The following is a 14,026-nucleotide window of genomic DNA, read 5'->3' as shown; positions in this document are numbered from 1 at the left end:
ACGAAGTGTTGACCTTGAGCAGCTTGGCGAGTCCTTCTCCCCGGCGCCCTTCCCCGGCGCTGCAACAGGCAGCCGGTCTCCTCGACGGCGAGGCGGCCGGAATGCTGATCGCTGCGACGGCCGATCTCTCCCTCGTCGTCGATGATCGCGGCATCATCCGCGACACCGCGGCGGGCCGGGCCGATTTCGAGGGCCAGGGAATCGAATCCTGGCTCGGAAGGCCCTGGATCGACACCGTGACCGTCGAGAGCCGGCCGAAGATCGACGCGCTGCTGCGCGACTCAGCGCCCGGCACCATGACCCGCTGGCGGCAGGTCAACCATCCCTCCCCCACCGGCACCGACCTTCCGATTCGCTACGCCACGCTCAGGCCGCGCAAGGACGGGCCGATCATCGTCATCGGCCAGGATCTGCGGGCGATCGCCGCCCTTCAGCGCCGTCTGGCGGAGACCCAGCAGGCGCTGGAGCGGGACTACGACCGCCTGCGCACGGCCGAGACCCGCTACAAGCTCCTGTTCCAGCTCTCGGGCGAGCCCGTGCTGGTGGTCGATGCGGGCACGCGGCGCGTGACCGAGGTCAATCCGGCGGCGATGCGGCTGCTCGGCCGCTCGCAGAAGCGCCTGATCGGCCAGGATGCCGCCGACCTGTTCGATGCGGGGAGCCTGCGAGAACTGGAGACCCTGTTCGCCGGCCTGCGCGTGACGGGGCAGGCGACCGATCTCGTCATGCCGCTGACCGGCGGCCGGGGGGATGTGCGCGTGTCCGCTTCCCTGTTCCGCGGCGAGGGCACGACGTCGGTTCTGGTGCGGCTCGCGTCGCTGGCGCCGGTGACGCCGGAGCGCGTCGAGTTCAGCGGCGGCGCGCTCGACGTGATCCAGCGGATGCCGGAGGGCTTCGTCGTCACCGACGCCGCGCGGCGCATCCTCACCGCCAACACCGCCTTCCTCGATCTCACCCAGCACGCCACCGAGGAGCAGGTGCGCGGCCGGACCTTGGACAGTTGGCTCGGTCGCGAGGAGACCGAGGCGCTCGCGCTGTTCGCGATGCTGCGCGATCACGGCTCGGTGCGCCATTTCCCGACCGTGATGCGCGGCCAATACGGCTCGATGGAGGAGGTGGAGATCGCTGCGGTCGCCACCTCCCACGCCGAACAGCCCTGCTTCGGCTTCACCGTGCGCGCGACGCCCCGCCGGGCGGCCCCGGTCCATGCCGGCGGCGGCCATGATCTGCCCCGCTCGGTCGAGCAGATGACGGAGCTGGTGGGCCGCGTCTCGATGAAGGCCCTCGTGCGCGAGACGACCGATCTCATCGAAAAACTGTGCATCGAAGCGGCTTTGAGGATCACCCGCGACAACCGCGCCTCGGCCGCGGAGATGCTGGGACTCAGCCGGCAGGGCCTCTACGCGAAGATGCGCCGATACGGCGTCGGCGATCTCGATACCAACGACCCAGAGTTGACCTCGTAATCGCCACCCCAATTTTCTGCATTATAATGCATCTTAGCCGAGAACGAACTGTGCAAACACTTTAGACGAGGTCAGGTGTAAAGTTCAGTTGACACCGATCGTCTGCCGCCGGTAGCTTCCGGGCATGGCTACGCCCGCACCGAGCGCCGTCGTCGAGCTCCTTAAGCCGATCACATGGTTTGCGCCGATGTGGGCGTTCGCCTGCGGGGTGATCTCCTCCGGTCAGGCCCCGTCCGGGCAATGGCCGGTCATCGCCGCGGGGGTACTGCTGGCCGGGCCGCTGGTCTGCGCCACGAGCCAAGCCGCCAACGACTGGTTCGACCGCCACGTCGACGCCATCAACGAGCCGAACCGTCCGATCCCGTCGGGGCGCATCCCCGGCCGGTGGGGGCTCTATCTCGCCGCCGGCTGGACCGTCCTGTCGCTGGTCGTCGCCGCGATGCTCGGACCCTGGATCCTCGGCGCGGCCCTGTTCGGCCTCGTCCTGGCCTGGATCTATTCGGCGCCCCCGCTCCGCCTGAAGCGCAACGGGTGGTGGGGCAATTCCGCGGTCGCCCTCTGTTACGAAGGGCTGCCCTGGTTCACCGGCGCGGCGGTGATGGCGGCCTCGATGCCCGACCGGCGGGTGCTCCTCGTCGCCCTGCTCTACTCCGTCGGCGCCCACGGCATCATGACCCTCAACGACTTCAAGTCGGTGGAGGGGGACCGGGCCATGGGCCTGCGCTCACTGCCGGTGCAACTCGGCTCCGAGCGCGCGGCGCGCTTCGCCTGCCTCGTCATGGCCGTGCCGCAGGTGGCGGTGGTGGCACTCCTTTATCATTGGGAGCGTCCCTGGCACGCCGCCCTGGTCGGCGCCCTGCTCGCCGGGCAACTCGCCCTGATGACGCACTTCCTGAAAGCACCCCGGGCCCGCGCCGCCTGGTACAACGGCACCGGCACGACGCTCTACGTCCTCGGCATGCTGGCCTCGGCTTTCGCCCTGCGCCCGCTCGTGCAAGGGCTGGCGCCATGAACAGCGCGCCCCTCCCATTTTCTCGCTCGTTTTCCTGGCTCCAGATCGTCCGGCTCGGTCTCGTCCAGACCGCCCTCGGGGCGGTCGTCGTCCTCATGACCTCGACCATCAATCGGGTCATGGTGGTGGAACTGGCCCTGCCCGCGATCGTGCCCGGCGCCCTCGTCGCCCTGCACTACGCCACGCAGGTGCTGCGGCCCCGCTGGGGCTACGGCTCGGATGTCGGCGGGCGGCGCACGCCGTGGATCGTCGGCGGCATGGCCGCGCTCTGCCTGGGCGGTTTCGGCGCCGCGGTGGCGACCGCCCTCGCCGCGACGCACGTCGCCGCCGGGCTTTCGCTGGCGGTTCTCTCGTTCCTGCTCGTCGGGATGGGAGCGGGCGCAGCGGGCACCTCGCTCCTCGTCCTGCTCGCCACCGGCGTGGACGCCGGGCGGCGCGGGGCGGCGGCGACCATCGTCTGGGTGATGATGATCGCGGGCTTCGCGGTCACCGCACCGCTCGCAGGGCATTTCCTCGATCCGTTCTCCGGCGCCCGGCTCGTTGCCGTGTCGGGCAGCGTCTCGCTCATCGCCTTCGTCGTGGCCGTGCTGGCGGTCGCCGGCATCGAGCCGCGCCGCGCCGGGGCATTGGCCGGCCGGAGCGAGGCGAAGCCGCCGTTCCGGGCCGTGCTGGCGCAGGTGCTGGCGGAGCCCGCCGCGCGGCGCTTCACCCTGTTCATCTTCGTCTCGATGCTCGCCTACAGCGCGCAGGAACTGATCCTCGAACCCTATGCCGGCCTCGTCTTCGCGATGACGCCGGGGGCGACGACCAAGCTCGCGGGCCTGCAGCACGGCGGCGTGCTCGCCGGCATGCTGTTCGTGGCGGGCGTGACCGTGTTCATCGGCGGGCCGGTGCTGGGCTCGCTCAAGGTCTGGACCGCGGTCGGATGCGGACTCTCGGCGCTGGCGCTCGGGACGATCGCCGCCGGCGGGCCGGTCGGACCGGACTTCCCCTTGCGGGCGGCGGTGGCGGGACTCGGCTTCGGCAACGGCGTCTACGCCGTGGCGGCGATCGGCTCGATGATGGCGCTGGCCGGCCGCGGCGGCGAGGCCGAGCGCGGCACCCGCATGGGCGTCTGGGGCGCGGCCCAGGGCGTCGCCTTCGGCGCGGGCGGATTCCTCGGCACGCTGGCGGTCGATCTCGCCCGCCTCGTCGCCTCCGAGCCCGTCTACGCCTACGCCGCGATCTTCGCGGCCGAGGGCGTGCTGTTCCTCGCCGCGCTCCTCATCAGTCTCCGCGTCGAGCACGTCACCGTCGCCCGTCGGCAGAACCCGCTCGCCGAGACGGCCTCCTTTCAGCTCAATCCCGGCTTCGAGGCGAGGTAGCGCCATGGCAGACCACGACGGTTGCGAGATCTTCGACGTCGTGGTGGTGGGGGGTGGCCCCTCGGGGGCGACGGCGGCCGCCGACCTCGCGGCCTCCGGTCACCGGGTGCTGCTTCTCGACAAGGCCGGGCGGATCAAGCCCTGCGGCGGCGCGATCCCGCCGCGGCTGATCCGCGACTTCGCGATCCCCGATCATCTCCTCGTCGCCCGCATCCGCAGCGCCCGCATGGTCGCGCCGAGCGCGCGCCACGTCGACATGCCGGTCGGCGACGGCTTCGTCGGCATGGTCGATCGCGAGCATTTCGATCCGTTCCTGCGCGAGCGGGCCGTCCTCGCGGGGGCGGCGCTGCGCGACGGCCTGTTCGAGCGCATCTCCCGCGATGGCGCGGGGCTCGCCACGGTGCATTACCGCGCCGGCAAGGGCGGTGAGGAACACCGGGCGCGGGCTCGCCTCGTCATCGGCGCCGACGGGGCGACCTCCGCCGTCGGCCGCGCCGAGATCCCCGGGCATGCCCGGATGCGGCAGGTCTTCGCCTATCACGAGATCGTCCAGCGGCCGGCGGATGCGGGGCACGACGGCGCGCGCTGCGACGTCTACTACCAGGGCCGGCTCTCGCCGGACTTCTACGCCTGGATCTTCCCGCACGGCGAGACCGTCAGCGTCGGCACGGGCAGCGCCCGCAAGGGCTTTTCCCTGCGCGGCGCGATCCGCGACCTGCGCGCCGGCACCGGCCTCGACGCCTGCGAGACGATCCGCCGGGAGGGCGCGCCGATCCCACTGAAACCCCTGCGGCGCTGGGACAACGGACGCGACGTGCTGCTCGCGGGCGACGCGGCGGGCGTGGTCGCGCCGGCCTCCGGCGAGGGCATCTACTACGCGATGCTCGGCGGGCGCCTCGCGGCCGAAGCGGCCGAGGCCTTCCTTGCCACCGGCGACGTCCGCGCGCTGGCCCTCGCGCGCAAGCGGTTCATGCGGCTGCACGGGCGCGTCTTCTGGATCCTCGGGATGATGCAGTGGGTCTGGTACCGCAGCGATGCCCTGCGCGAGCGCTTCGTCGCGATCTGCAAAGACCGGGACGTCCAGCAGCTCACCTGGGACGCCTACATGAACAAGGAGCTCGTGCGCGCCAAACCCACCGCCCACGCGCGGATCTTCTTCAAGGATCTGGCCCACCTGTTCCGCTGGGTCTCGCCGTGACCGGCCTGCTCGACGGCGGCTGGGGGCCGCCCGCCGTCGCCGGCCTCGTCGCCCTCGCCGTCGCCGCGGCGGGCGGCATCGCGACCCGGACCGATGCCTGGTACCGCCGCCTCCGTGTTCCCGGCTGGAAGCCGCCGGACTGGGCCTTCGGTCCGATCTGGACCGTGATCTTCGCCCTGACCACCGCCTCGGCGGTCGTCGCCTGGAACGCCGACCCAGATCCCGCAATGCGGACGCGCCTCGTCGCGGTCTTCGCCGTCAACGGCGCGCTCAACATCGCCTGGAGCGTGATCTTCTTCCGCCTTCGCCGGCCCGACTGGGCCTTCGTCGAGCTGCTTCTGCTGTGGCTTTCCATTCTGGCGGTGGTGCTCGCCGTCGGCCGGGTCTCGACCGTCTCAGCCCTGCTCAACCTTCCCTATCTCGCCTGGGTGAGCGTGGCCGGATGCCTGAACCTCACCATCCTGAGGCTCAATCCGCGCTTCGGGAGCGCCTGAGCGATGGCCGAGATGTTCGTCTCCGGGCGCATCGTCGACATCATCCTCGTGCTGGTCGCCGCGGAGGCGCTGGTGCTGCTCGCCGTGCGGGGGCGCTGGGGCCGCGGCCCGGCGCCGGGCGCCTTGCTCACCAACCTCGCCTCCGGCGCCGCGCTGATGCTGGCCCTTCGCGCGGCGCTGACCGGCGCGGCCTGGCCCGGCATCGCGGCCTGCCTCATCGTCGCACTGGCCGCGCACCTCGCCGATCTGGCGCTGCGCTTTCGCCGGAGCGATCCGGCCCGCGCACCGGACTGTGACAAAGCGGCCTGGAACAACCGATGGTGGCGAACGTTCGGTGCGCGTCCGCCGATGACTTAGAACAATTCTTGCCGGGGCTCTTCCATATCGGAGATCGGGTTCATGTCACGCCTCACCGCCCTGGGCTCCGGTTGGCTCGCCGTGGCCGCATTCCTGTCCGTCGGCACGGCCCGCGCGCAGGAGGCCGACGCCGACCTCGTGAAGCGCGGTGAGTATCTGGTGACGGCGGGCGATTGCACGGCTTGCCACACAAAGGCCGGCGGCAAGTACATGGCCGGCAACTACAAGCTCGACACGCCGATCGGTGCGATCAAGACGCCCAATCTCACGCCGGATGACGAGACCGGCATCGGCAAGTGGACTTACGAGACCTTCGAGAAGGCATTCCGCCACGGCATCGGTGACGAGGGCGAGTATCTCTACCCGGCCTTCCCGTTCGGTTGGTACACCAAGGTGTCCGACGAGGACACGAAGGCGATCTTCGCCTACCTCAAGTCTTTGACGCCGGTGAAGGAGAAGCGGGAGGAGAACGAGATCCCCTTCCCCTTCAATGTCCGCACCGCCCTGATCACGTGGCGCACCGCCTTCTTCACCGCCGAGCGCTTCAAGCCCGATCCGAATGCGAGCGCGGAGGTGAACCGCGGCGGGTATCTCGTCGAGGGGCTCGGCCATTGCGGCATGTGCCACAACGAGCGCAAGCTCGTCGGCAATTCGAGCCTCGCCGGACGCTTCGGCGGCGGCGTCATCGACGGCTGGTACGCGCCCAACATCACGCCGGACGGGCACCAGGGCATCGGCGCCTGGAGCGACGCGGAAGTCGTCACCTATCTCAAGACCGGCACGGCCCCGGGCAACCGACCGGGCGTGGCCGCGGGCCCGATGCGCCAGACCATCGAGGAGTCGCTCTCCAAGATGACCGACGCCGACCTGCAGGCGATGGTGGCGTATCTGCGCACGATCCCCGCCAAGCAGACCTACAAGGAGAAGGATCTCCAGGCCTTCAACCAGCCGGGAGCGCCGGGGGCGGACACCTACCTGACCTACTGCTCCTCCTGCCACCGCCCGGACGGCAAGGGCGTCGAGGGCGCGATCCCGGCGCTGGCGGGCAACACCTCGGTCCAGTCCGCGGGCCCCGAGTCGGTCATCAACGTGATCGTCGGCGGCCTCGCGGCGCAGAGCGGCTACGCGCCGATGCCGGCCATCGGCCAGGAGATGACCGACGAGCAGATCAAGAACGTCACCGACTACATCCGCAATTCCTGGGGCAACAAGGCTCCGGTCGTCTCCGAGACCGGCGTCGTCGCGACCGCGCGGCAGAAGATCAAGACGATGATGGCCGGCAACGCGCCCTGCTCGACCATCGATGATGACAAGCTCAAGGCCGGCGTCGAGCAGGCCGTCGGCGGCGACCGGCTGAAGGGGCTGAAGCCGAACGACTTCGTTCCGGTCCTCGCCCGCGCCGCGCCGCAGGTGAAGGCGGCCGCGCCGGAAGCGGGCGACGACGCCGTCGTCAACGGGCTGCTCGCGGCCTTCTGTCAGGCGAACCGCAGCGATCGCGAGGCAGAGCCGCTGCCCTGGTCGGCGACCATCGGCTCGTTCGGCAACGTCGCCTACAGCCAGGTCAAGAACCCGGAGAAGCGGGTGGATGCCATGCCCGGCCAGCCGCCGGCCTCGGGGGCGCGTCCGGCGAAGCCTTGATTCCGGATTCTGCGCCCTACCATTGGCGGGTGTAGTCGCCGCTTCGGACCACCCGGTTTCGAACCGTGAGGGATCGCGCGGCGCACTCTGATGGCCTCGATGGGAGTGCGACCGGATGCAACTCGGCATGATCGGCCTCGGCCGGATGGGCGGCAACATCGTCCGCCGTCTCCTGCGCGACGGCCACACGGCCGTGGTCTACGACCGCGATCCGAAGGTGGTGGAGGCGCTGGCCGCCGAGGGCGCGACCGCCGCGTCGAGTCTGGAGGATCTCGTGGCGAAGCTGGAGGCGCCGCGCACCGCCTGGGTGATGCTGCCGGCCGGCCAGATCACCGAGGAGACGGTGATCGCGCTCGGCGGCCTCCTGAGCGCCGACGACTGCATCATCGACGGCGGCAACTCCTTCTACCAGGACGACGTGCGCCGTGCCCGCGACCTCGACGCCAAGGGCATCCACTACGTCGATGTCGGCACCTCCGGCGGCGTGTGGGGCCTGGAGCGCGGCTACTGCATGATGATCGGCGGCCACAAGGAGGCCGTCGACCGGCTCGACCCGATCTTCCGCACGCTGGCGCCGGGCCTCGGCGAGATCCCGCGGACGCCAGGGCGCGACGGCCGTGATCCGCGGGCCGAGCAGGGCTACATCCATGCCGGTCCGAGCGGGTCCGGCCACTTCGTGAAGATGATCCACAACGGCATCGAGTACGGCCTGATGCAGGCCTATGCCGAGGGCTTCGACATCCTGCGCCACGCCAACTCCCCCGAGATCCCGGAGGGACGCCGGTTCGATCTCAATCTCGGCGACATCGCCGAAGTCTGGCGGCGGGGCAGCGTGGTCTCGTCCTGGCTCCTCGATCTCACCGCCGCGGCGCTGGCCGGCGACGAGCGCCTCGAAGGGTTCTCGGGCTACGTCGAGGATTCCGGCGAGGGCCGCTGGACCATCAACGCGGCGATCGAGGAGGCCGTGCCGGCCACCGTCCTCTCCAGCGCGCTCTACCGCCGCTTCCGCTCCCGCGAGGACGAGAGCTACGCCGACAAGCTGCTCTCGGCGATGCGCCAGGGCTTCGGCGGCCACAAGGAACCGCCGCGCCGCGGGCCCGCGCCGTGATCCCGCTTCCCCCGAACACCGAGTTGATGGCGGATGCGGAGGCGACGGCCCGCGCGGCGGCCGAGCACCTCCTGGCGATGGCCGGCAGTGCCGAGGGCGATCGCGTCGCCATCTGCCTGTCCGGCGGCTCGACGCCGAAGCGGCTCTACGCGCTGCTGGCCTCGCCCGGCTTCGTCGAGCGCGTGCCGTGGGCGCGGATCCACTGGTTCTTCGGCGACGACCGGGTGGTGCCGTGGGACGACGCCTTGAGCAACGTGCGCATGGTCCGCGAGGCGTTCGGCCACGCGGCACCGGTGCCCGCGACGCATCTGCACTTCATTCCCTCCGACGAGGGCGCCGAGCCGGGCGCCCGCGCCTACGAGCGGACGCTGCAGGAGTTCTACGGCAGCGACCGGCTCGACCCGAATCGGCCGCTCTTCGACCTCGTGCTCCTCGGTCTCGGCAGCGACGGGCACACCGCCTCGCTGTTTCCGGGCAAGCCGGCGCTTGCCGAGCGCGAGGCCTGGGCCGCGCCGGTGCCGGAGGCGGGAATGGAGCCGTTCGTGCCGCGCATCACCCTCACCTTCCCGGTCCTGGCCTCCTCGCGGTCCGTGCTCTTCCTCGTCAACGGCGCGGGCAAGCGCGAACCATTGCGGCGACTCGCCGAGGGCGAGGACCTGCCGGCGCGTCGCGTCGAGAGCGCGGGACGGGTGACGTGGTACGTCGATCGCGACGCGGCTGAGGCCTGAAGCCGCCGACACCCGTTTGCGGTCCGCCTCGTCCACCGCGACGGGCGGATCCGCCTCACTTTCGACGTGGATCCTACCGGAGTATGAACCGGCGATCCTCGACGACACGGGAGTACCCCCGATGGTAGCAGCCGAAGGCGCAACCGCGTCGGAACCTCGGCTCCGAGCCGATCCGCCGCGCTCCGCTCGGCGGCGCGGCCGCATCCAGCCCGGACCGCTGAAGCCCCTGGACCGGCGCAGCCGCCGGCCCGTCTGGGCCGTGTATGCCGGGCTGCTGGGTCTCTCGCTCGTCACGACCTGGGCGATCGCACCGCAGATCCGCACGGGCACGGACGTCGCCGAGCAGCCCGCACCCGCGATGATGGCGGAACCTGCTCAAGACGCCGCGCAACCGGCCCGCGTCGTCGGCGCCGCGCAGGCGCCGGAGGCTGCTGCACCGGCCAGCGAATCACCGCCCGCGGTCGAGGCGTCCCTGCCGTCGCCTTCCGCGGGGCCGTCGCCTGACCCGCAGCCGGCCGTGCCCGTCGCGGTCGCGCCGGCGGTCCCGGTTGCGAAACGGGCGGCCGCACCCAAGGTCGATCTCGGCGCTCTGCCGGTTCTGACGCTCGATGAAACCGTCTTCGACGCCGTTCAGGCGCCGGTCTCCGAGAGAACGCCCCCCGTCGCCGCGAGGGCTTACGGCAGACCGTGATCCGAGCCGCGCCCGATCGCGCGGCTTCCGGTTGATTGGTTCGGTCAGAGCATGGCCTGTCCCCTCCCCCTTGTGGGGAGGGGTTCGGGGTGGGGGTGGTGCAGAAGGCACCGCTGCGCTTGATCCGGCACCACCCCCACCTCCTGCCTCCTCCCCACAAGGGGGAGGAGAGAGAGGCGGCGGCCGAAGCGATCAGCCGGAAACCGTATCCGTTGCCACCGGCTGTGCGGACCCTGACGAATCAAGCCAGGGCGGGTGCATCTCCGGCACCACCCCGGCGCCGGTCGCGAGGTTCCATTTAGGCGGCGAGCGGCAGGTCGTCCTCGGCCTCGGCGGCCATGAACTGGGCCCGGGCGAGCGCCGCGAAGCGCTGGTTCAGGGCGACCAGCTCGTCGAAATTGCCGGCCTCGACGATCTTGCCGTTCTCGAAGACGAGGATGCGGTCGGCGTTGCGGATCGTCGCCAGGCGGTGGGCGATCACGAAGGTCGTGCGCCCCTCCATCACCGTCTCCAGCGCCTGCTGCAGCTTGCGCTCGGTGGCGGCGTCCAGCGCGCTCGTGGCCTCGTCGAGGATCAGCATCGGCGGGTTCTTCAGGAGCGCCCGGGCGATCGAGAGGCGCTGGCGCTCGCCGCCGGACAGCGACCGGCCGCGTTCGCCGATGATCGTATCGAGCCCCTCGGGCTGACGCGCCATGAACTCGCTGGCCTGGGCGCGCTCGAGGGCGTCGATCATCTCCGCATCGGTCGCGTCGGGGCGGCCGACCTGGAGGTTCTCGCGGATCGAGCGGTTGAACAGCATCGGCTCCTGGAACACGACACCGATATTGTGGCGCAGGGACGAGAGGCCGATGTCGCGGATGTCGATGCCGTCGATGCGGATGGCGCCGGCATCGGGATCGAAGGTCCGGTGCAGTAGGCCCAGCGTCGTCGACTTGCCCGAACCCGTGGTGCCGACGAGCGCCACGGTCTCGCCGGGCAGCGCGGCGAAGGACACGCCGTCGAGGGCGTTGCGGCGGCCGTCGTAGGAGAAGGCGACCTCGTCGAAGCTCACCGCGCCCTCGAACCGGGCCACCTGCTTGGCGTGCGGCCGGTCGCTGACGGTCGGCACGGTGTCGACCACCTCGAAGAACTCGCGCATCTTCGGCGCCTGCATGAACACGCCGTTCACGAAGGTCACGACGTGGTCGAGCTTCGTCACGAGCATGGTGGCGAGGCTCATGAAGGCGACGATCTCGCCGACGGTGGCCGCGCCCTTCTGGTGCAGGGCGATGCCGGTGATGAAGATCGCGGTCATGGTCAGCGTGCCGGAGGCGCGGGTGGCGACGTTCGCAAGCGCCCACCACGACAGGACGGGGATCTGCACCCGCAGCAGGTCGTGGATGATGTCGCGCATCGCTTCCTTCTCGGCGCGTGCGCGGGTGAAGGACTGGATCACCGCGACGTTGCCGAGCGCGTCGGAGGCGTGGGCGGCGAGCCCCGACTGGAACTGCTCGACCTCGCCCTGAAGCGTCTCCGTCCGGCGCAGGACGTAGCTCGCCAGCGCCGTGAAGACGAGGACCAGGACCACGAGGATCGCGCCGAGCCGCCAGTTCACGAACAGCGTCAGCGGCAGCAGCACGCCCACGGAGAGCAGCGCGGAGAAGTGCTCGCGGAAGAAGTTGAGCCAGACCCAGGCCATGGCGTTCGTGCCTTCCAGCATCGCCTTCAGCACGCGGCCCGAATGGTTCGAGGAGTGGAACGCGATCGGCAGCTCAAGCACGTGCTCGAAGAAATTCGCCATGGTGGAGAGCCGGTTGCGGTGGGCAAGCCGGTCGGAATGCAGGGCGATCGCCACGCCCGCGCCGATGGTGAACAGGCCGAACACCACCCAGGCGACGATCCACGGAATCAGCGTGGTCGCGGGCGTCTCTTTGGAGAGATGGGTCAGGCCGTCGATGATACGGCCCATGATCAGTGGCTCGGCGAAGGCCGCCACTGCGAGCAGGACGTTGGCCACGATCAGACCGATGGCCAGCCGCTTCTCCGCTCCGAGCAGGCCCAGCACCCGCGCATAGAGTCGAATCATCGACATCGTGTTTTCGCTCCCCGCCCCATTCGGCTGCGGCCGTGGGGATCCCGTCGTTGGAACCGGACCGTCCCGGCGCCGGCCGACCGAGAGGCTGCGGATCTCCGCAAGGGCCGCCCGGTCAATCGGCATGGGAACTTATGGCTCGTTGCCCCTGAACGGCACATGACGGCGAAACGATGGATCGGCCAATCCCTTTTACCCTTCCTTCAGCCTGTTTTTTTAGACCTGGGGCACGGCTGGCAGGATCGGCCGGGCTTCGGGCGTCGGCGTCATGGATCTCGCAACCGGTATCGGGCTGCTCGGCGGCATCGGCGTCGTGTTCACGCTCATCATGATCGATGGCGGCAACTTCGCCGCCTATTTCGATAAACATGCGGTGATCGTGATCTTCGGCGGCGCCGTCGCCGCGACGATGATCCGCTTCCCGTTCTCGACCATGCTGCACGGCCTGCCGATGGGCCTGCGCTACGCCTTCACCATGCGCTCGGTGAAGCCGCACGACCTGATCGAGGAGATCACCAAGATCGCCGACGTGGTGCGCAAGTCGGGCCCCATCGCCCTGGAGAACATGGAGATCTCGGACCCGTTCCTGGCGCAGGGCGCGCGCTACATCGCCGACGGCTACGACCGCGACTTCATCCGCGACACGATGGAGCGCGACCGCGACAACTTCCTGATGCATCTCGACGAGGGCTCGAAGATCTACCGGGCCTTCGGCGACTGCGCCCCGGCCTGGGGCATGATCGGCACCATCCTCGGCATGGTGACGATGTTCGCCAACATGTCCGATCCGTCGAAGCTCGGCCCCGCCATGGCGACCGCCCTGCTCGCGACGCTCTACGGCGCGCTCATCGCCAACATGGTCACCCTGCCCATCGCCGACAAGCTGCACGTCAAGCTCGAGGAGGAGGACGTGTCGCGCTCCCTCATCATCGACGGCATCCTGCTCATCCGCGACCAGAAGAGCCCCTCGCTGGTCCGCGAGATGCTGATCGCCTACCTGCCCGCGCACCACCGCGAGGATCTCGCCGCGGAAGCGGCGTGACGGGAGTATAGGCGGTGGCCAAGAAGAAGCGCGGCGGCGCCCACGGCGGTCACGGCTGGTTCGTGACCTTCGCCGACCTGATGGCGCTCCTGATGAGCTTCTTCGTCATGATCGCCGCCTACTCGACGCAGGACCAGAAGAAGCTCCAGGTCGTCGCCGGCTCGATGCGCGACGCCTTCGGCGTTAACAAGGAATCGAAGTTCGCCGGCATCCTGGAGAGCGAGGGGATCCCGACGGCGGACAAGTTCAAGCATCTACGCGACGTGCCGCCCGAGCGCGCCACCGACCGCACGACGCCGCCGCAGATCGACAGCGGCCTCGACGACGGCATTCCCGACCGCGGCTATCCGGACGCCTTCGGGCAGGCCGCCGCCTCCCTGCGCCAGGCGATGCAGGACATGCCCGAGGTGGCGGAGCTGTCGAAGAACGTCATCATCGCGCCGAGCCGGAAGGGGCTCGACGTGTCGATCGTCGATCAGGACGGCCGCTCGATGTTCCCCGAAGGATCGAGCCGCCCCAACGACCGCACCCGGCGGCTCCTGGAGCGCCTCGCCCCGACGCTGATGAAGCTGTCGAACCGCATCGCCGTGACGGGCTTCACCGCGACCCTCCGCCCCGGCAGCCGCGACACGGCTCCGCCCTGGGAGCTCTCGGCCAATCGCGCGCTCAGCGTGCGCGACGTTCTGGCGAATGCCGGCCTGCCCGACGACCGCTTCGCCTCGGTGACCGGCAAGGCCGATACCGAGCCGATGTTTCCCGACAATCCCTACCTCGCGGCCAACCGTCGGGTGACGGTGACGCTGCTGTCCGAGCCGCCGCCGACGCCGAACGGCAAGACCGTGCCCTGACGGCCGAAG

The 14,026-nt window shown here is 70.1% G+C and carries 13 protein-coding genes; 12 read left to right on the top strand and 1 reads right to left on the bottom strand.

Annotated features, from left to right (window positions below):
- Nucleotides 1–5 precede the first annotated feature (5 nt).
- From ppsR to ABS772_RS12455, 10 genes are all read left to right on the top strand, one after another.
- Complete coding sequence (gene ppsR, locus ABS772_RS12500; protein ID WP_350394936.1) at nucleotides 6–1,466, top strand: transcriptional regulator PpsR; 1,461 nt, start codon at nucleotides 6–8, stop codon at nucleotides 1,464–1,466.
- A gap of 124 nt (nucleotides 1,467–1,590) precedes the next feature.
- Nucleotides 1,591–2,478: a chlorophyll synthase ChlG gene (chlG, locus tag ABS772_RS12495; protein ID WP_350394933.1), complete on the top strand. Its 888-nt coding sequence runs from the start codon at nucleotides 1,591–1,593 to the stop codon at nucleotides 2,476–2,478.
- Nucleotides 2,475–3,842: a BCD family MFS transporter gene (locus tag ABS772_RS12490; protein ID WP_350394931.1), complete on the top strand. Its 1,368-nt coding sequence runs from the start codon at nucleotides 2,475–2,477 to the stop codon at nucleotides 3,840–3,842. Before chlG ends, ABS772_RS12490 begins: the two co-directional genes overlap by 4 nt.
- A 4-nt stretch (nucleotides 3,843–3,846) precedes the next feature.
- A complete protein-coding gene (locus tag ABS772_RS12485) occupies nucleotides 3,847–5,040 on the top strand; it encodes a geranylgeranyl diphosphate reductase (protein ID WP_350394930.1) in 1,194 nt (397 codons plus the stop codon).
- On the top strand, nucleotides 5,037–5,534 hold the full coding sequence (locus ABS772_RS12480; protein ID WP_350394928.1) for a TspO/MBR family protein: 498 nt from the start codon (nucleotides 5,037–5,039) through the stop codon (nucleotides 5,532–5,534). The genes ABS772_RS12485 and ABS772_RS12480 overlap by 4 nt, the downstream gene beginning before the upstream one ends.
- Nucleotides 5,535–5,537: 3 nt before the next feature.
- On the top strand, nucleotides 5,538–5,891 hold the full coding sequence (locus ABS772_RS12475; protein ID WP_350394926.1) for a hypothetical protein: 354 nt from the start codon (nucleotides 5,538–5,540) through the stop codon (nucleotides 5,889–5,891).
- Nucleotides 5,892–5,933: 42 nt separating this feature from the next.
- On the top strand, nucleotides 5,934–7,529 hold the full coding sequence (locus ABS772_RS12470) for a cytochrome c (protein WP_350394924.1): 1,596 nt from the start codon (nucleotides 5,934–5,936) through the stop codon (nucleotides 7,527–7,529).
- Between the two features lie 115 nt (nucleotides 7,530–7,644).
- Nucleotides 7,645–8,637: a phosphogluconate dehydrogenase (NAD(+)-dependent, decarboxylating) gene (gene gnd / locus ABS772_RS12465; protein ID WP_350394922.1), complete on the top strand. Its 993-nt coding sequence runs from the start codon at nucleotides 7,645–7,647 to the stop codon at nucleotides 8,635–8,637.
- Nucleotides 8,634–9,365: a 6-phosphogluconolactonase gene (gene pgl, locus ABS772_RS12460; RefSeq protein WP_350394920.1), complete on the top strand. Its 732-nt coding sequence runs from the start codon at nucleotides 8,634–8,636 to the stop codon at nucleotides 9,363–9,365. The genes gnd and pgl overlap by 4 nt, the downstream gene beginning before the upstream one ends.
- A gap of 121 nt (nucleotides 9,366–9,486) precedes the next feature.
- Nucleotides 9,487–10,056 (top strand): hypothetical protein, encoded by a 570-nt coding sequence (locus tag ABS772_RS12455; RefSeq protein ID WP_350394918.1) that lies wholly within the window; start codon nucleotides 9,487–9,489, stop codon nucleotides 10,054–10,056.
- A gap of 298 nt (nucleotides 10,057–10,354) precedes the next feature.
- Here ABS772_RS12455 and ABS772_RS12450 read toward each other — a convergent pair whose 3' ends face one another.
- Entirely contained in the window at nucleotides 10,355–12,127 is a 1,773-nt protein-coding gene (locus tag ABS772_RS12450) for a glucan ABC transporter ATP-binding protein/ permease (RefSeq protein ID WP_350394917.1), read from the bottom strand.
- A 268-nt stretch (nucleotides 12,128–12,395) separates the two neighbouring features.
- Between ABS772_RS12450 and ABS772_RS12445 the strand changes: the two genes are divergently transcribed.
- Entirely contained in the window at nucleotides 12,396–13,169 is a 774-nt protein-coding gene (locus ABS772_RS12445) for a motility protein A (RefSeq protein ID WP_238255826.1), read from the top strand.
- 14 nt (nucleotides 13,170–13,183) lie between these two features.
- Nucleotides 13,184–14,017 (top strand): OmpA/MotB family protein, encoded by an 834-nt coding sequence (locus tag ABS772_RS12440; RefSeq protein ID WP_238255827.1) that lies wholly within the window; start codon nucleotides 13,184–13,186, stop codon nucleotides 14,015–14,017.
- Nucleotides 14,018–14,026 lie beyond the last annotated feature (9 nt).

It is taken from the genome of Methylorubrum podarium (assembly GCF_040270385.1).
In the GTDB taxonomy this organism is placed as follows: domain Bacteria; phylum Pseudomonadota; class Alphaproteobacteria; order Rhizobiales; family Beijerinckiaceae; genus Methylobacterium; species Methylobacterium podarium.
Note: the sequence above shows the minus strand (reverse complement) of the source record. Positions and strands in the feature narration are given on the sequence as shown.